The sequence below is a fragment of the Mycolicibacterium sp. XJ879 genome (assembly GCF_053483935.1).
In genome coordinates this window covers 420,898-438,243 of the sequence record NZ_JBEFTH010000002.1, presented here as the reverse complement: position 1 = coordinate 438,243, position 17,346 = coordinate 420,898, and the positions used below count along the sequence as shown (strand labels likewise).

Here is a 17,346-nt window from a genome sequence, read left to right as displayed (position 1 = left end):
CGCAGGTATCGTGCCTGGTCACTCCTTAACCGTTGAGGGTCGCGATCAGGTCTGGTTTGAGCGTTTGCAGCTGCTCACCCCAGTACGGCCAGGCGTGATTCCCGGCCGGCGGGAACACAAAAGTCGCGTTGGTGCCCCCGGCGGCCCGATAGGCCTTTTCGAAGTCTTTGTTGCTCTTCAACGCCATGGATTCCAGGCTGTGGGCGGTGAACACCTGGTTGGGGTCGACGTTCGCGTCCAGCGGGGTGATGCCGCCTGGCGCGCAGTAGATCCACAGCCTGGTGTCGTTGGCGACCAGCATGCCGACCTGCACGGTCGGGTCGTTACGCCGCCACGCCGAATCCCACGGCGCGCCCCACATGTTGTCGACGTTGTAGCCGCCCGCATCGAGCATCGCCACCCGGATGGCCGGTTGCATGAACGGCGCCGACGGGTTGAGGAAGCCGGACAACGATGCGGCGTAACGGAATTGAGCCGGGTGGTAGGCGGCGAGGATTAGCGCCGCGCTGCCCGACATGGACAACCCGACCACGCCGTTGCCGGTGGTCGAGATCTGCTTGTTGGCGGCCAGCCACTGCGGCAGCTCACCGGTCAGAAACGTCTCCCATTTATAGGTGTAGGGCTGATTGTTGAAGCTTGACGGGGAGTACCAGTCGCTGTAGAAGCTGGACTGGCCGCCCACGGGCAGCACCGCGGCGATTCCGGACTCGTGAAACCACTCGAACGCTGGGGTTTCGATATCCCAGCCGTTGTAGTCATCGCGGGCTCGCAGGCCGTCCAGCAGGTACACCGCGTGCGGGCCTCCGGGCTGAAACTGGACCCGTACGTTGCGCCCCATCGACGTCGAGTACACGTCGAGGTATTCGACGGGCAGCCCTTCCCGCGAGAACGCGTCGGCACGGGGCGCCGGGCCCGCCGCCACCGTGAGAGCGGGCAGCGCGACGACGGCCGCCGTGGTCGCCAGCGCGCGGCGAAGCCAGGTTCGCACAGGTCCTACCATCCGTTCGTGTGTCCGGCGCCGCGTGAAAGGCGGTCCGCGACAGGTCTATCGCCGCGATAGGGCTGCGGCGTTACCGAATGTCGAGGCCTCGTCGCCGGTCAGGGCCCCGCTGCCGGCATGCCGGTGTACGGGGACATCGTGTATTCGGGGATCTCCAGACCACAGCGGATCAGCTCGTAGAGCGGCACCCGGTCGATGCGGTACTGGGTGAACTCGTAGGCGTGCACCAGGTTGGACAGGAACCGCCGCGGTCCCATCGGTCCGCGCACCGAGTTCAGCATCGCGTCGGTCGCAGGACATTTCAGCGCCGCCTCGGCCTGGGCCACCCATTTCTCGTCGAGGTAGGACGGGATGTAGGGCTCGGTCTTCAGGAACGGACCTTCGGCCACCGCCCAATCCGGGAAGAGGTTCTTGTCGTGGCCGATGCGGCCGTCCTCGAGCCGGTCGGAGTGCGCGGCCAGCGGATTCGCCAGGCCGATCTGGTCGATCACCCGCACGTCGAGGCCGACGTTCATGCCGAGCATGCCGAGGTTGGTGAAAAAGACTGTGTGCGGTCCGTTTTGGTTCTTCACCTCGGACGGGGCGTCCGGGGGCGGCGGGATCGCCGGCACCACGTCCCACTGGTCGTAGTTGCCGGCAGGCAGCAGCAGCGCGCCGTCGGGTGTGTTGTTGATCGCCCGAAGCACCGCGCGCATGCGCGGATAGTCGAGATAGTCGGCCGCGGTCAGCGGGTGCGCATGTCCGGTGGCCTGGCTGTAGAACCGCCGCTCGTCGACGATGCCGGAGTAGGTCACCCGGGTGGCGTCGGCGCCCATACCGCTGGAGTTGGCCGCCCACAACGCCCAGCCCGCGACCGCCAGCCAGAGCACGCTGGTGGCTCCGACAAACAGATACCCCGCGCCGCGCGCCATTCGGGTGGTGTCGGGCAGCACGATCGGGATCACCGCGATCGGCAGCAGCATGCAGAACATGGGTGTCAGCAGGACCCGACCGTGCATGAAGTCGCCGCCCTGGCGGATCCAGTACAACGCCTGCAGCAGCCCGCTGACGATGAAGAAGATCACCACCGCGGCGGGGCTCTGCACCATCCGCGCCACCCACCCGTAGCCGGGTGCGACGGCACGGTGTGTCCACCAGGGCCGGCCGCGGGTCACCAGCACCACCGCCGCCAACCCGGCCAGCAGGATCGCAGGCGCCCACAGCAGGTAGGGCTGGTTGAAGTTGGCCAGGTAGGTAAAGCCCTGGGCCCATTTCGATCCGGACGCTTCCTTGGCCACCGCGGTGCCCGGGAAGATCAGCGCGTAGTAACCCATCCGGAAGATCTGGTAGAGCACCGGGAGCAGGCCGCCGGCGAGCACGATCAGCCCGCGTCGGCGCCAGTCGCGGGCGGCGATCAGCATCATCACCAGCGCGCCGCCGCCGATCAGCGCCAGCTCGGGCCGCACCAGCACGCTCAGCCCAGCCACGAAAGCCAGTGCGCCGTCGAAGAACCCGCTGACCGCGTGCCGCTGCTGCGGGCCTGCGCCTGCCGTGCCGACCGGGTGCCTGCGGATGCTCGGCGTCCCGTCCCGCGGTGGAGGTCTTTGCGCGGGCCGGTTGGAGTGGAATGCCTGCGACCAGCAGACCATCATCCACCACAGCAGCCCCAGATAGGCCAGGACCAAACCGTTTTCGAGTCCCGAGGTGGCGAAGTCGCGCGCGGGCGGGACCGCGATGTAGACGAGCACACCGGCGGGCAGCATCAACGCGCGTCGACCCTGCAGGCTCGGCGCGTACAGCCGCCCGGCGCCCAGCATCGCCAGCACGACACCGGCCACGCTGAGCGTGAGCGCCAGCGCGAGCACCACGTACTCCAACCGCACCGGCCCGCCGATGACACTGCCGACATAGACCAGATAGGTCCACAGGGTGGACGTGTTGGCCTCGACCCGCTCGCCGGCGTTGAACACCGGACCGTTGCCCGCCAACAGGTTTCGCACGGTGCGCAACACGATCAGGCCGTCGTCGGCGATCCAGCGGCGCTGCCACGCGGCCCAGGTGAACAGGGCCGCGACCACGACCACGCTGGCCCACAGGCTGATCCGGACGGTCTTGTCGTAGGCAAACCGCGGGCCGCGCACCACCAGGTGCGCGGCTGTCAGGGTGAGCTGGTCAACTGAGGAAGACTGCGGCACCGAGGGTTCCGATCCACGTGACGGCCAGCAGCTGCAGCACCCGGTCCTTCAGCGCGATCTCCTCCGGCTCACCGGCAAGGCCGCCGTCGACGTCGACGGCATATCGCAGTATCGCGATCGTGAAGGGGATCATCGACACGACGAACCACGATGTCCCGCCCGAGCCGTCCCGCTCGAAGGCCCACAGCCCGTAGCACAACACCAGCGCGGTCGCCGACAAGGTCCACACGAACCGCAGGTAGGAACTGGTGTAGCTCTCCAGCGACTTGCGGATCTTGGCGCCGGTGCGTTCGGCCAGCTGAAGTTCGGCGTACCGTTTGCCGGCCGCCATGAACAGCGAGCCGAACGCCATCATCAACAAGAACCATTGCGACAGCGGGACATCGGCGGCGACACCGCCGGCGATGGCGCGGATGAGAAATCCTGAGGAAACGATGCAGATGTCGATGACCGGCTGGTGTTTGAGACCGAAGCAGTAGGCCAGCTGGATGCCGATGTAGATCGCCATGACCAACGCCAGGTTCGGCGTCACCAGCCACGACACCGCCAGCGAGCCCGCACCCAGCACCACGGCGAGGGTGTAGGCCAGCCATTCGGGCACCACGCCCGCCGCGATCGGCCGGAACCGCTTGGTCGGATGCGCGCGGTCGGCTTCGACGTCACGGGCGTCGTTGACGAGGTAGACCGCCGAGGCGGCCAGGCTGAAGACCGCGAACGCCAGCAGAACCCGGACCAGCACCTCGCGATAGTCGTAGACGTAGCGGTCGTCACCGAGCGCGGCCAGCGGCGCGGCGAAGACCAGGACGTTCTTCACCCACTGGCGGGGGCGGATGGCCTTGACGATGCCGGTTGCGACGTTGCGCGGTGGACCCTTGCCCGACGTGGGATCTTCGCGGTACTGCGGTGCCCCCGCTGCGCTTTCCTTCGAGATGCTCATCGGTCCCCTTCTCTCCGGTCGGCGACCGTACTGACCGCTTTCGCGACGGCCGCCCCGACGGCGACGCCGGTGAGGACGTCGGTGGGGTAATGCACGCCGAGAACCAACCGGGACAGTGCCATCGGCGGCACCAGAAGCGCAGCCAGCGGCAGGCCGGTGGCCCGCGCCAGCAGCAGCGCGGCCGCGGTGGTGGACGTCGCGTGTGCCGACGGGAAGCTCAGCCGGCTCGGCGTTGTGACGTTGACCGCGATCGACGGATGGTGTGGGCGTTCGCGGCGCACCACCCGCTTGATCAGCACCGCTGCCGCATGTGCGAAAAACGCACCGGCGCCCGCGGCCAACCAGGCGTGACGACGGTTCGGCGAGAGCAACGCACCCAGCGCCGCGACGGCCAGCCAGCCCAGGCTGTGTTCACCGAAATGGCTCAGCGCCCGTGCACCGGGCAGCACACCGGGCCGCCCGGCCAGTGCGTGCTGGACGGCGACCAGCGCGGCTTCTTCGCCGCGGACCGAGTCAGGCATGCGGTGATGCCTCGAGCAGCACCGACTCCCACTTCTGCTTGCTGGAGAGCACCGGCAGGGCTTCGCGGTAGACCTTGCGCATCCGGTTGAACGTGCGGGCGACCCGAAGTTGCCGCCGCAGCGAGGAACGAAGCAGGCTGAACATCTTCTCGCGGTCACGCTGGCGGTACACCACACCGCGGCCGTCGGCGGTGGTGACGGTGACGCCGTCGACCACACACAGTGTGAACCACCTGGCGTCCTGCGTGGCCACGTTGAACTGCGGGCGGTGGTGGTGCTGCGGATCGTGCGGCTTGAGTTGGTGAATCACCCCGCGGCTCAGCCGCGTCGAGATGGACAGCGGGTTGGTGGGGATCTTCACCTTCTTGCGCGCCTTGTCCGAAGGCGGCGGCAGCGCGGTGGCACCGGGGAGCACCACCGCATCGGGGAACTGCTGGCGCATCTTGCGCACCTCGGGCAGCGCGGACTCCAGGATCGAAAAGAGGTGTTCGGGTCCGGCCAGAAAGTCGTCCATCGCCTTGTTCTGGATCGCGACGGTCGAATACTCAAGGCACAAAAGGTGTTTGAGGGTGGCCTTCAGGTGGCTGGCCATCAGACCGCGGATGTTGCCGTCCCAGTGCAGGGCTGCGACCACCAGGCGGTTGCGCAGGTGGAAGTACGCCTGCCAGTCGATGGCGTCGTCCTTGTCGCTCCAGGCCATGTGCCAGATCGCTGCACCGGGCAGGGTCACGGTGCCGTATCCGTGCTCGGCGGCGCGCAACCCGTAGTCGGCGTCGTCCCACTTGATGAACAGCGGCAGCGGCTGACCGAGTTCCTCGGCGACCTGCCGCGGGATCATGCACATCCACCAACCGTTGTAGTCGACGTCGATGCGTCGGTGCAGCAGCTTGCTACGGGGCTCGTCTTCATCGGCGAGCGGGTACTTCGCGAAGTTGTGGTCGTATTCGGTGTTGAGCGCGTTGGTCCACATGAAGTTCTGCTGGGCCACCATCTCACCCATCACGTGCAGATGGGAGGGCTCCTGCAGGTTGAGCATCTGACCGCCGACGAGGGTGGGTGCCTTGGCGAACCGGCTCATCGCCAACGCCCGCAGGATCGAGTCGGGCTCGATGCGAATGTCATCGTCCATGAACAGGATCTGTTCGCAGTCGGTGTTTTTCAGCGCTTCGTACATCACCCGGCTGTAGCCGCCGGATCCGCCGAGGTTCGGCTGGTTGTGCACTGACAGCCGGTCGCCGAGCGCGGCGGCGGCCGCCGCAAACCCCGGATGGTCCTTGGCCTTTTGGGTGCCCTGATCGGACACGATCACCGCGCCCACCACCTCGTCCACCAAAGGATCTGCGGTCAGGGCGGCCAACGCGTTGACGCAGTCGGCGGGCCGGTTGAACGTCGGAATGCCGACCGCGATGTTGGCCCGCACCGGCGCGGGCGACGTCGCGTACCAACCGGCGCTGTGCAGCGTGGTGTTGCTGTCGGTGGCGATGTCGAACCAGATCCAGCCGCCGTCCTCGAACGGCGAAATGTCGATCTCGAACTCGACCGAGGCGTGCTCGCCGCTGACCGGTGCCCCGCCCACGGTGATCCGCGCGCCGGTGGCCTTGGAGCGGTACACGTCGACGCGCCCGCTGCCGGTCAGCTCGACGCGCAGCACCACGGTGTCCAGCGTCGACCAGCGCCGCCAGTAACTGGCGGGAAACGCGTTGAAGTACGTCGCGAACGACACCTCGGATTCGGCGCCGATCTCGAGGCTGGTGCGCGTCGGCGCGTGGGCACGACGGGTGTTGGTGCTCGATTCCTCTATATAGAGCTTGCGAACGTCGTGCGGTTCGCCCGGGCGCGGCGAGATGATGCGCGCCAGCAGGCTGACGGCCTTGGACTCTCCGGCGTCGAGCGCCCCGGACGGGATGTCACTCATGCGCTGCTGCTTTCTGTGCCGTTGCTCAGTGGGGCGCCGTCGGTCAGGTGCGGCGCCAGGATGTTGTCGTACATGCTCAACGCGCTGGCGATGGCCATGTGCATGTCGAGGTACTGATAGGTGCCCAGCCGGCCACCGAACAGCACCTTCGCCGACGCCGTTTCGGCTCTCGCCCTGGCCCGGTATCCGGCCAGCATGTCACGGTCGGCCTCGGTGTTGATCGGATAGTAGGGCTCGTCGTTGTCATCGGCGAAGCGAGAGAACTCCCGCATGATGACGGTCTTGTCGGACGGATAGCTGCGCTCGGGGTGGAAGTGGCGGAACTCGTGAATACGCGTGTAGGGCACCTCGAGGTCGTTGTAGTTCATCACCGGCGTGCCTTGGAAATCCCCGGTGGGCAGCACCTCGAGCTCGAAATCGAGGGTGCGCCAGCCCAACCGGCCCTCGGCGTAGTCGAAGTAGCGGTCCAGCGGGCCGGTGTAGACGACCGGGGCCGACGGCGACTCGTTGCGCAGCTGGTCACGGACGTCGAACCAGTCGGTGTCGAGGCGCACCTCGATGCGGTCATCGGCGGCCATGTTCTGCAGCCACGCGGTGTAGCCGTCGACCGGCAGGCCTTCGTAGGTGTCGTTGAAGTACCGGTTGTCGAAGGTGTACCGCACGGGCAGCCGGGTGATGTTGGAAGCGGGTAGCTCCTTGGGGTCGGTTTGCCACTGTTTGGCGGTGTATCCCTTGACGAACGCCTCGTAGAGCGGACGCCCGATCAGCGAGATCGCTTTCTCCTCCAGGTTCTGGGCGTCCTCGGTGCTGATCTCGGCGGCCTGCTCCTTGATCAGTGCACGGGCCTCATCGGGTGAGAAATAGCGGCCGAAGAACTGCGACACCAGGCCCAGGCCCATCGGGAACTGGTAGGCCTGTCCGTTGTGCATGGCGAAGACGCGGTGCTGGTATCCGGTGAAGTCGGTGAACTGGCGCACGTAGTCCCACACCCGCTTGTTGGAGGTGTGGAACAGGTGGGCGCCGTAGCGGTGCACTTCGATACCGGTCTGCGGGTCGGGCTCGGAGTAGGCGTTACCCCCGATGTGCGGCCGACGCTCGAGAACCAGGACGCGCTGGTTCAGCTGCGTAGCCGCGCGCTCGGCAATCGTCAGGCCGAAAAATCCGGAACCGACGACAAAGAGGTCATAACGGGCTCCGGACGGTGGGTGCGCTGGGCCCCCGCGCGAAGCGCCGGGGACGACCGGGGGAACAGAGGTGGTCATCGGCAGCAAGGGTATCCGAACACGCGTACCCCGCCCGAATCCGACAAGCCTGCGGCGGGCGGCCGAAGGTTGCGATCGGCTCACGATTACGCATCGTCACTTTTGCCTCATTAGTCACATCAGTAACGTCGTTCACGTCGGTCCTCCGCCGACAGTGCGAGACCTGGGTTGATCACAAGATCACCCCACCCGACGTAGTCCAGATATTGAGGAGACTTCCGTGCCGAACCGCCGTCGACGCCGGCTTTCCACAGCCACGAGCGCAGTCGTGGCCCTGGCGGTCGCGAGTCCAGCCGCAGTCATCGCCGTGACCGACTTGTCCGCGAGCACCGATCCCGGCCCTCAGCATCGCGAGTTCGTCCAGGCCGCGATGATCACCGACCTGCCGGGTGAAATCATGTCCGCCCTGTCCCAGGGGCTGTCGCAGTTCGGCATCAACCTGCCGCCGATGCCGACCGGCATGCTCACCGGAACCGGCTCCACGACACCCAGCCTGACGTCACCCGGACTGACCTCTCCGGGTCTGACGTCACCGGCGCTCACCACGCCCGGATTGACTACGCCCGGACTGACCACGCCGGGCCTAACCGGGCCGAGCCTGGACGTTCCCAGCGCCACCGTGCCGGGTGCGACCTTGCCCGCGCCTTCGCTCACCGATCCGGCGCTGGCCGATCCGTCGTTGACCAACCCCGCGTTGACCACGCCCGGGCTCACCACCCCCGAACTGACCACGCCGGAGCTGACCGCGCCGGGGCTGACCGCCCCGACCGCGACGACGCCCGGGCTCACCGCGCCGGATCTGACCGCGCCGGGCCTGTCGACTCCGCCGGCTCTGACCGATCCTGCCCTGGCCACCCCGGTCTCCACGGGGCTCACCGGTGAGGTGCCGATCTCGGCGCCCATCGGACTGGACCCCGCGGCGGGCACCTATCCGATCCTCGGCGATCCGACCCTGGCGACGATGCCTGCGACGGCCCCAGCCAGCGGCGGCATCATCGGCGACCTGTCCAGCATGGCCAACCAGCTGGGCGCCGGGCAGGCGATCGACCTGCTCAAGGGCATGGTGATGCCAGCGATCATGTCGGCCGTCAAACCGCCGGCACCGGCTCCCGCACCGGCCCCAGCGCCGTAAACCTGTTTCAGACGGCACCGCAGAAGCCGATCGGGGCTCTGCGGTGCCGTTGCAGGTCGGTCACTTTCCCAGCCCAAACGCCGTGTCGAAACATTAGTAACAACTGACACATACGTAACATCGGTCTGTGCCGTGCCGCCGTCCCATGCCGTCGTTGCTGTTCACCGCTGTCGCGGCGACGGTCGTCATGCTGCCGATGGCGGTCTACGGCATGCCCGGTGACGACGGTGACAAGCCGCCGGCTCTGGAGGCGCCGCGGATGGCTGAACAGCCGCTCGCCGATCTCGGCGCAGGCGAAACCGTCCGCGAGATCCACCAGGACACGCCGTTCGCGATGGTCGCGCTCACGGCGTCCGACCTCACCGGCACCTCGGCCAAGGTGCGGGCCAAGAAGGCCGACGGCACCTGGGGGCCGTGGTACGAGGCCGAACCCCTCGAGGGTGTAGGCCCTGAGGGGCCCGAGGCGGTCGGCCCCCGCGGCACCGAACCGGTGTTCGTCGGGCGCACCACCACGGTGCAGATCGCGGTCACCCGGTCGCCCGGCGCCACACCGACCCCGCCCGCACCTGGGCCCCAACGGTTTTCCGATGCGGACCGCCCCGAGTTGGGCTACCTGCCCGCCAACGTCGAGCAGCCGTTCGCCCAGAACATCAACGCCGTGCTGATCAGCCCGCCGCAGGCGCCGGTGGACAACCTGCCGCTGCCATCGGCGGTCAACAGCCCCGGCGTGCCGCCGGTCATCATCAACCGCGCACAATGGGGCGCCGACGAATCGATGCGGCGGTGCGGAGAACCGCGCTACGACAGTGGAATTCGGGCCGGCATCGTGCACCACACCGCGGGCAGCAACGAGTACGCGCCCGAGGACTCGGCCGGGATCGTGCGGTCCATCTACGAGTACCACACCCGCACGTTGGGCTGGTGCGACATCGCCTACAACGCGCTGGTCGACAAGTACGGCCAGGTGTTCGAGGGTCGTGCGGGCGGGATCACCAGGCCGGTCGAGGGAGCCCACACCGGCGGGTTTAACCGCGACACCTGGGGCGTGGCGATGATGGGCAACTTCGATGCCGTTCCGCCCACCCCGATTCAGCTGGGCACCACGGGCCGGCTGTTGGGTTGGCGCATGGGCATGGACCACATCGACCCGAGGGGCACCGTGGTGCTGGCCTCCTCAGGAGGGTCGTTCGCCAAGTTCCCGTTCGGCGCCGCCCCGACGCTGCCGGCGATCTTCACCCACCGCGACGTCGGCGTCACCGAATGCCCCGGTAATGCGGCCTACGCGCTGATGGACCAGATCCGTGAGATCGCCGCGCGGTTCAACAGCCCACCGGGGCCCGCCGACCTCGTCGACACCCTGCGCGGCGGCGCGATCTTCGCGCGCTGGGAGGCGATGGGCGGACCGAACAGCCCACTGGGCAACCCGACGTCACCTGAGGCCTCCGGTCAAGACGGCATCCGATACGCGACGTTCGAGCGCGGCGCCCTGTACTGGTCCCCGCCCACCGGCGCCCAGCCGCTGACCGGGGAGATCTACAAGGCGTGGGGGTCGCTGGGCTTCGAACGCGGCGCGCTCGGCCTGCCAACCAGCGGGGAAATCCACGAGCCGCTGTGGATCGTGCAGAACTTCCAGCACGGCACGCTCAACTTCGATCGCGAGTCGGGCAGCGTGACACGGGTCATCGACGGCATCGCGGTCAACCTGCCCCCGACCTACGTCGACCACGAACCGATTCAGCTGGAGCGGTTCACCCCGCCGATCAGCCCGACCTGAGTCACCCACCGGGGACCTACTTGACAGTAGCTTACCGTGTAGTAAGTTCTCCTGGTCACCTCCGACATAACACGACTTAGGAGTATCAATGCAGGTAGCGCCACGTTCGCGGCTCACGGTCGGCGTCGCTCTGGCAGCTGCCAGTGTCGTCGCCGTCACGCCCTTGACAGTGCCGACGTCCGTGCCATCGCCCCCTGCGGTCAGCTCGGCTGCCGTGCAATTGGCGGCCGCCTACAACCCCTTGCAGCCGTGGATCGAGGCGTTCCAAACGGCATCTGCCGGTGCCACGCAGATCGGCGACACCTTCTCCGAAGCCCCCGCCGTGCTGCTGCAACAGATCTTGGCGAACCAGGCAAGTTACCTGCGTGAGGTGCTGAAGAACCCGGGCAGCATCGGCACGGTCCTCGGGCAGATGGTCGGCAACGTGCAGGCCGCGTTCGCCGCCGCCACCCTGCTCGGCATCGATGCCAGCAACAATCCCTTTCCGAGTCAGGAATCGCTCGACGGATGGCACTCGATCCTGTTGCAATCGATTCCCAAGTTGCTGCCGGCGGGTACTCCCCCACAGGCAGTCGCGGTGATCAAAGAACTCCTCAACGTTCTCTCCTCCCCGATCAGTGGCATCGCGATGGGGTTGGTCGGGCCGGTCGTCAGCCCCGTGGTGGCGGTGGTGAACAGCGTGCACAACATCGTCAGCGCGCTGGTCGCCGGCGACTTCGCGGGCGCGATGCAGCGCGTCATCAACATCCCGGCCAACATCGTGGGTGCGGTGCTCAACGGCGCCAACATGAACCTCGACGGCCTGGTCCCGCTGCTCAACAACGCGGGACTGCTGTCGCCGGGCACCACCCTGCACAACCTCAACATCCAGTTCGGTGGGCTGTTCAGCCCGGGTTCCACGGGTGTGGACCCAATGACTGGCGAGCCAGTTAGCATTGGCGGTTCGATCTTCAACTCGATCGGCATGACCACCACCACCGACATGATGGGATTCCCGCTCACGCTGGAGATTCCCGGTATCGGAATCGGGCCGATAGGGGCGCTGGTGGCGTTCGGTCAGATCATCGCCAAGGCGATCGGGTGGAGTGGCATCGGCAACCCGCTGGCCGAATTGGTCAAGACGCCGGCAGCCGACACCGCGCCTGACACCACACTGGTCAGCAAGACGGCGTCGACCAACGCTTCGCCGGCGGTGCTTCCGAGCCCCGCGGCCGTCACGCTCAACGTCTCCTCGGGCGCGACAGCTTCGGAGTCGTCTTTGGAGACCACAGAAGCCGCGGCAGGCGCGGCGGATCCGGCAGCGTCGGCCGAAACCGGGGGCGCTGACGAAAGCACCAGCGATCCGACGGCGGACGACGCCAACGCCAGCGCCGGAGCCGAGGTCACTGACGCGGACACCAGGGACGCGACGACGGATACCGATACCGATATCGACGCGGGCGAGGCTGATGGCGCGAAGACGGATACAGAGAAGGCGGCCACGTCGACGACGTCCGACACGGGCGAGAGCGACAGCGACAGCGACAGCGACAGCGACAGCGACAGCAGCAAGAGTCCGAACTCCGCGAGCGGCTCGCAGGAGTAGCTCCATCTGACCAGTGGGCCCTCGCGATGCGGGGGCCCACTACTTTTGGCTTCAGATCAGTTGGGACGCCACTGGCGGCCGCGGCACATATCAGTCAGTGGATCGAGGCTGAAGCCAAGTCACCACCAACGTTCGAGGACGCGGGCCACCCCGTCCTGGTTGTTGGTCAACGTGACCTCGTCCGCGGCGGCCAACGCCTCGGGATGGGCGTGGGCCATGGCCACCCCCAGCCCGGCCCACTGCAGCATGGGAATGTCGTTGGGCATATCGCCGAACGTCACCACCTCGTCGGCGGCGATGTTCAGCGGACGGGTGAGCTCCTCGATTCCGGAGGCCTTGCTGACGCCCACCGGCATGACCTCGATCAGGCCGTTGTCGGTGGAGTAGGTGATGTCGGCGCGCTCCCCGATATGCCGGGCCAGCACATCGGCCATATCGGAACTGCGGGCGCCGGCCTTGCGGACGAGCAGCTTGATCGCCGGCGCGCTGAGTAGATCCGACATGGACACCTCGGTGTTGTCCGGGTTGAGCCAGGCGTGCTCGTAGCCCGGTGAGCTGACGAACTGTGGCGTCGCCGCGTCGTGGGCGCTCTCGCCCACCCGTTCAACGGCCAGCCCGGAACCGGGGATGACGCGGGTGGCGATGTCGCTGAGTTCGGCCAGCAACTCCGTGGACAACGTGCGCGCGGAGACGATGCGGTCCGTGGCGGGGTCGTAGATCACCGCGCCGTTGGCGCACACCGTCATCGGCGCGAAACCCAATGCGTCGACGACCGGCTGCACCCACCGCGGCGGACGCCCCGTTGCGAGCACGAACTGCGCCCCGTCGGCCACGGCCGCGTGCACGACGGCGTTGGTGCGCGCGGTGACCTTCTCGTCGTCGTCGAGCAGCGTGCCGTCCACATCGGAGGCGATCATGATCGGCCGGTTCATCGGCGACTCTTGGCTTCTTGCTGCGCACGCTTTCTGGCGCGCTCGGCGAGTTCGGCTTCGTCGAGCGCCTTGGCCTCGGCCAGCGTCGGCGCGCTGCCACCGAGCCGGCGCGGTAGCCAGTACGCATCGGGCGGTTGCGGATATTCGCGCTGGGCCTTGTCCAGCAGCTCACCCATCGAGGACCGCAGCGCCGTCAGCGTCTGCTCCATGGTGTCGGCGGCGTGCAGCGGAGCACCGACCTGAACGGTGATCGGAATCTTGCTGCGGCCCAACCGCCGTGGGTGATCCTTGGTCCAGAGGCGCTGCGCGCCCCACACGATCAACGGAATCATCGCGACGTCGGCGTCGCGCGCCATCCGCGCCGCACCGGTCTTGAAGTCCTTGAGCTCGAAGCTGCGGCTGATGGTCGCCTCGGGATACACCCCGACCAGTTCACCGGCGCGCAACCGGTCCACCGCGACCGCGTAGGCGCCGGCGCCGGCCCGGCGATCCACCGGGATCGTGCCGGTGCGGCTGATGAGGAAGTTGATGATCTTCACTTCCTGCATCTCCTCTTTGATCATGAACCGCAGCCGCCTCCCGCGGTAGTGCACTGCCAGGGCCGCCGGCAGCCAGTCGATGTAGCTGGTGTGGTTGATGGCGATCACCGCGCCGCCAGAAGTGGGGATGTGCTCCAGGCCGTTATACGTGATGCGGATGCCGTTGAATTTGACGGCCGCCTTGACCAGAACCTCGAGCGTCCGGAAGACCGGCTCCCTGGCCACTACCCCGGCGCCCCGTTCGTATCGGGCTGACCTCCCCGCCGCGCCGCCTTCTGCGCCGCCTCCTCGGCGTCCATCCGATTGGCCTCCGCCAGCGACGGTGCACCGCCGCCCAGCCGGTGCGGCACCCAGTACTCGCCCGGCGGATGCGGACCGTAGGCATCCTGCACGCGTTCCAGCAGATGCTGCATCCGCGAATGCAGCAGCGCGGTGAGCTCGGGCGCGGGCAGCGTCGGGGCGATCGGTTCCCCGACCGCGACCGCGATCGGCACCTTGGGCCGCCACAGATTCTTCGGGTGCCCCTTGGTCCAGATGCGCTGGGCGCCCCACACGATGTGCGGCACGATCGGCACATTGCAGTCGATCGCCATGCGCGCCGCGCCGGACTTGAGCGTCTTGATCTCGAAGCTGCGGCTGATGGTGGCCTCCGGATAGACGCCGACCAGCTCGCCGTCCCGCAGCATCTGACAGGCCGCCCCATACGATTCGGCGCCGCTGCCGCGGTCCACCTCGATGTGGCGCAGGCTGCGCATCAGGGGTCCGCCGATCTTGTGGTCGAAGACCTCTTTTTTCGCCATGAACCGCACCTTGCGGCCGCGCTTCTGCCGGTAGGCGGGCAGCCCGGCGAACGTGAAGTCGAAGTAGCTGGTGTGGTTGATGGCCACCACCGCCCCACCGGTCACCGGCAAGTTTTCGACGCCGGTGACGGTGAACGTCAACCCCTGCGCGCGCCAGATGAGCCGCGCAAGTTGGATGACTGTGCCGTACACCGGTTCCACAGCCGCCAGCGTAGTGCGCCTGCGTGGATGCGACTCCTGCTGTCTGTTGCCGTTAAGCTCGAAGGGTCAGCATCGTCGCGGAGAAAGGATGTTAGTGCAGGTCACAAGCGTCGGGCATGCGGGTTTCCGCATTGACACCAGGGCCGGAAGCATCCTGTGCGATCCCTGGCTGAACCCGGCGTACTTCGGGTCATGGTTCCCGTTCCCCGACAACAGCGCGCTGGACTGGGAAGCCCTCGGCGACTGCGACTATCTCTACGTCTCGCACCTGCACGCCGACCACTTCGACCCGAAGAACCTGCGCGAGCACGTCAACAAGGACGCGGTGGTGCTGCTGCCCGATTTCCCGGTCCCCGATCTGCGCCGCGAACTGGAGAAGGTGGGGTTTCACCGCTTCGTGGAAACCGCCGACTCGGTCAAGCACCGCGTCAGCGGCCCCAAGGGCCATCTCGATGTGATGATCATCGCGCTGCGCGCTCCTGCCGACGGGCCGATCGGAGACTCCGGCCTGGTGGTCGACGACGGCGAAACCGTCTGCTTCAACATGAACGACGCCCGTCCGGTCGACCTGGACGTGGTGCACGCCGACTTCGGCCAGGTCGACGTGCACATGCTGCAGTACTCCGGGGCGATCTGGTATCCGATGGTCTACGACATGCCGGCCCGGGCCAAGGAAGCGTTCGGCATCCAGAAGCGGCAGCGACAGATGGACCGCTGCCGCCAGTACATCGCGCAGGTCGGCGCCCGATGGGTGATCCCGTCGGCGGGTCCGCCGTGTTTTCTGGATCCAGAGTTGCGCCACCTCAACGACGATTCCGGCGATCCGGCCAACATCTTTCCCGATCAGGTCGTGTTCCTCGACCAGATGCGCACCCACGGCCATGAGGGCGGGTTGTTGATGATCCCGGGGTCGACGGCGGAGTTCACTGGGGCACAGCTGGATTCGCTTACCCATCCGCTGCCCGACGACGAGGTGCAGGACATCTTCACCACGGGCAAGGCCGCTTACATCGCCGACTACGCCGAGCGGATGGCGCCGGTGCTCGCCGCGGAGAAGGCGGGGTGGGCGGCGGCCGCCGGTGAGTCGCTGCTGGAACCGCTGCGCGCGGTGTTCGAGCCGATCATGATCCAGAGCGACCAGATCTGTGACGGTATCGGATATCCGGTCGAACTCCGGCTACACGGCCGTGACCACAACGAAACCATCGTGCTCGACTTCCCCAAACGCGCTGTGCGTGAACCGATCCCGGATGAGAAGTTCCGTTACGGTTTTCGGATCGCCCCCGAGTTGGTGCGCACCGTGCTGCGTGACAACGAACCGGACTGGGTCAACACCATCTTCCTGTCGACGCGGTTTTCGGCCTGGCGGGTCGGGGGCTACAACGAGTACCTGTACACCTTCTTCAAATGCCTCACCGACGAACGCATCGCCTACGCCGACGGCTGGTTCGCCGAGGCGCACGATGACACGGCGTCGATCACGTTGGACGGCTGGGAAATTCAGCGGAGATGTCCGCATCTGAAGGCCGACCTGTCGAAGTTCGGCGTGGTGGACGGTTCGACGCTGACCTGCAACCTGCACGGGTGGCAGTGGAACCTCGAGAACGGTCGGTGTCTGACCAGCAAGGGTCACGAACTGCGGAGGCGGAAACTATGACCGCACCCCGCCAGTACTACGACGACGGGCAGATCCAGCTCGATCGCCAAGCGATCACGTTGCGGCGCTACCATTTTCCGTCGGGCACATCGAAGGTGATCCCGCTGTCGTCGATCCGCGGGTACAAGGCCGAGCCGCTGGGAATGTTCACCCACCGGTTCCGGATCTGGGGCAGTTCGGATCTGCGTCGCTGGCTGCCGCTGGATGTCTGGCGGCCGATCAAGTCGACGCTCGTCACGCTCGATGTTGACGGCACCCGGCCCAAGCCGGCCTTCACGCCGCAGCGGCCCGACGAGTTTCTGGCCAGCCTCGACCAATTGCTGGACAGCTAGCGGCGAAACCGGCGCAGTACCGCCCGCAGCCCCCACGCACCGGCGCCGGCTGACACCAGCCACGGCGCACCGACCAGGATCGGATCGATCCACTGATGGTTGCGGTCCGCTCGCTTGCCGTCGGTGCGCGAACGCCAACCATGGTGGGTGAACTCGGCCTTGACGCCGGTTTGAGTGATCGGGTTGTCGGGCCGCAGCGTGAGAAACGACCGCAGATGGCTTTCCACCGCGTCCACCCGGTCCGCAGCGATCAGCAGCAGCCAGTGCGCCGCGCGGGCTTCGCTGTACTTGCGGTAGGAGAACCGGCGGATCGCACCCGAGAGCCCGTGTAGCGGTGTGGCGGTTCCGAACACCGGCGTGACGAACTTGTGCTCGATCGAACGTTCCCGCGGCACCACCTGTTCTTGGCGGTCGGGGAAATCCCAATGGGCACCGGTGGATTGGGGGTCGTACTTCAGCTTCGGCACCGACGGGCGGTCGTTGGGATCGAGATCGACTCCCCAACCCGGGATTTGGGCACGCAACTCGGTGATGTCGGGCCGATTCGGATGCTCTGCGGTGTAGGTCATGTGGAGTCCTTCGATG

General features: G+C 66.9%; 15 protein-coding genes. 5 read left to right on the top strand and 10 right to left on the bottom strand.

What is annotated here, in order from left to right; genetic code table 11:
- Positions 1–25: 25 nt before the first annotated feature.
- The 6 genes from ABQF13_RS05845 to glf all read right to left on the bottom strand — a co-directional run bounded on the left by ABQF13_RS05845 (position 26) and on the right by glf (position 7,809).
- Complete coding sequence (locus tag ABQF13_RS05845) at positions 26–1,000, bottom strand: alpha/beta hydrolase (RefSeq protein ID WP_448391773.1); 975 nt, start codon at positions 998–1,000, stop codon at positions 26–28.
- 98 nt (positions 1,001–1,098) lie between these two features.
- The gene (gene zomB / locus ABQF13_RS05840) at positions 1,099–3,174 is read right to left on the bottom strand and encodes a terminal beta-(1->2)-arabinofuranosyltransferase (protein WP_448391772.1); all 2,076 of its coding nucleotides are present in this window, start codon (positions 3,172–3,174) and stop codon (positions 1,099–1,101) included.
- A complete protein-coding gene (locus ABQF13_RS05835; protein ID WP_448391771.1) occupies positions 3,152–4,111 on the bottom strand; it encodes a decaprenyl-phosphate phosphoribosyltransferase in 960 nt (319 codons plus the stop codon). The genes zomB and ABQF13_RS05835 overlap by 23 nt, the downstream gene beginning before the upstream one ends.
- Positions 4,108–4,632, bottom strand: coding sequence for a phosphatase PAP2 family protein (locus ABQF13_RS05830; RefSeq protein ID WP_448391770.1), 525 nt, complete (start codon positions 4,630–4,632; stop codon positions 4,108–4,110). The genes ABQF13_RS05835 and ABQF13_RS05830 overlap by 4 nt, the downstream gene beginning before the upstream one ends.
- Positions 4,625–6,547 (bottom strand): glycosyltransferase, encoded by a 1,923-nt coding sequence (locus ABQF13_RS05825; RefSeq protein WP_448391769.1) that lies wholly within the window; start codon positions 6,545–6,547, stop codon positions 4,625–4,627. The genes ABQF13_RS05830 and ABQF13_RS05825 overlap by 8 nt, the downstream gene beginning before the upstream one ends.
- The gene (glf, locus tag ABQF13_RS05820; protein ID WP_448391768.1) at positions 6,544–7,809 is read right to left on the bottom strand and encodes a UDP-galactopyranose mutase; all 1,266 of its coding nucleotides are present in this window, start codon (positions 7,807–7,809) and stop codon (positions 6,544–6,546) included. Before glf ends, ABQF13_RS05825 begins: the two co-directional genes overlap by 4 nt.
- 220 nt (positions 7,810–8,029) lie before the next feature.
- On the opposite strand from glf, the gene ABQF13_RS05815 reads away from it, so the two are divergent.
- From ABQF13_RS05815 to gjpA, 3 genes are all read left to right on the top strand, one after another.
- Complete coding sequence (locus tag ABQF13_RS05815) at positions 8,030–8,941, top strand: hypothetical protein (RefSeq protein ID WP_448391767.1); 912 nt, start codon at positions 8,030–8,032, stop codon at positions 8,939–8,941.
- A 145-nt stretch (positions 8,942–9,086) separates the two neighbouring features.
- Positions 9,087–10,715 (top strand): N-acetylmuramoyl-L-alanine amidase, encoded by a 1,629-nt coding sequence (locus tag ABQF13_RS05810; protein ID WP_448392030.1) that lies wholly within the window; start codon positions 9,087–9,089, stop codon positions 10,713–10,715.
- Between the two features lie 88 nt (positions 10,716–10,803).
- On the top strand, positions 10,804–12,300 hold the full coding sequence (gene gjpA, locus ABQF13_RS05805) for an outer membrane porin GjpA (RefSeq protein WP_448391766.1): 1,497 nt from the start codon (positions 10,804–10,806) through the stop codon (positions 12,298–12,300).
- 119 nt (positions 12,301–12,419) lie between these two features.
- Here gjpA and ABQF13_RS05800 read toward each other — a convergent pair whose 3' ends face one another.
- From ABQF13_RS05800 to ABQF13_RS05790, 3 genes are read right to left on the bottom strand one after another with little or no spacing between them, the layout of a single operon-like run.
- Positions 12,420–13,232 (bottom strand): HAD family hydrolase, encoded by an 813-nt coding sequence (locus ABQF13_RS05800; RefSeq protein ID WP_448391765.1) that lies wholly within the window; start codon positions 13,230–13,232, stop codon positions 12,420–12,422.
- The gene (locus ABQF13_RS05795) at positions 13,229–13,996 is read right to left on the bottom strand and encodes a lysophospholipid acyltransferase family protein (RefSeq protein ID WP_448391764.1); all 768 of its coding nucleotides are present in this window, start codon (positions 13,994–13,996) and stop codon (positions 13,229–13,231) included. The genes ABQF13_RS05800 and ABQF13_RS05795 overlap by 4 nt, the downstream gene beginning before the upstream one ends.
- Positions 13,996–14,772 carry a lysophospholipid acyltransferase family protein gene (locus tag ABQF13_RS05790; RefSeq protein WP_448391763.1) on the bottom strand — a complete coding sequence of 259 codons (777 nt, stop codon included), beginning with the start codon at positions 14,770–14,772 and terminating at the stop codon, positions 13,996–13,998. The genes ABQF13_RS05795 and ABQF13_RS05790 overlap by 1 nt, the downstream gene beginning before the upstream one ends.
- A gap of 94 nt (positions 14,773–14,866) precedes the next feature.
- Between ABQF13_RS05790 and ABQF13_RS05785 the strand changes: the two genes are divergently transcribed.
- Together ABQF13_RS05785 and ABQF13_RS05780 are read left to right on the top strand one after the other, a co-directional pair.
- A complete protein-coding gene (locus ABQF13_RS05785; RefSeq protein ID WP_448391762.1) occupies positions 14,867–16,429 on the top strand; it encodes a Rieske 2Fe-2S domain-containing protein in 1,563 nt (520 codons plus the stop codon).
- Positions 16,426–16,761, top strand: a complete 336-nt coding sequence (locus tag ABQF13_RS05780) for a hypothetical protein (protein ID WP_448391761.1) — start codon at positions 16,426–16,428, stop codon at positions 16,759–16,761. Before ABQF13_RS05785 ends, ABQF13_RS05780 begins: the two co-directional genes overlap by 4 nt.
- Here ABQF13_RS05780 and ABQF13_RS05775 read toward each other — a convergent pair.
- Positions 16,758–17,330, bottom strand: coding sequence for a hypothetical protein (locus tag ABQF13_RS05775; protein WP_448391760.1), 573 nt, complete (start codon positions 17,328–17,330; stop codon positions 16,758–16,760). The two genes, ABQF13_RS05780 and ABQF13_RS05775, sit on opposite strands and share 4 nt — an antisense overlap.
- Between the last annotated feature and the right edge of the window lie 16 nt (positions 17,331–17,346).